This window comes from Psychrobacter sp. 1Y4 (genome assembly GCF_051847555.1).
The window spans coordinates 1-577 of sequence record NZ_JBPYDE010000898.1; the positions used below are offsets into that span (position 1 = coordinate 1).

Genomic DNA, 577 nt, shown 5'->3' on the forward strand with positions numbered 1-577 from the left:
GGGGTAAAACAGCGCAGCAGCTCAAGACCGCGGGCCAACGCGGTGACAAACTGTCTGTCGTTTTTGTCCCGCATCTCTGCAATAGGCTCTAAAAGCTCCATATGCAGCTCATGGTTAGCGTTGTCATTGGCAAGGGTGTCATTCGTCATAGGTGGTCTATTATCCCCAATTAAGTCCATACAAGTATTATAAAAAGTGGCTATTTAGAAAAAGTAACTACGTAGAGTTAGAAAAAAGTAACTACTCAGAGCCTTATATGAGCCAGTATCCACTTTCGATACTGCTCTTATCGTCATATGTTGATCGTAGTCTATCCCTTTAATTATACTATATTAATGTATATTTACAGTCTCAGCATAGCACGATGCGGAGCGTTTGTTTCGCTATGCGGTATGAATGGTAGTGATATCAGTCATAAGAGGCAGTATTATCCCTCTTGTGGATCATACTGCTTTTCTTTGATAAATAAAGTTGGGATTAGACCGCACAAGAAGTACGCGCCTGCCATTAGCAGCAGACCTGCACCGATAGAGTTATGCATCGCCATGTAGCCAATAGCGACAGGGGCAATGACCGA

General features: G+C 43.2%; 2 pseudogenes. Both read right to left on the minus strand.

The features are described from left to right. Positions 1-149 (minus strand): annotated as a pseudogene (locus ACS8FC_RS19475) (IclR family transcriptional regulator); the annotation flags it as partial. 278 nt (positions 150-427) lie between these two features. Beyond that, a pseudogene (locus tag ACS8FC_RS19480) lies at positions 428-577 on the minus strand (MFS transporter); the annotation flags it as partial.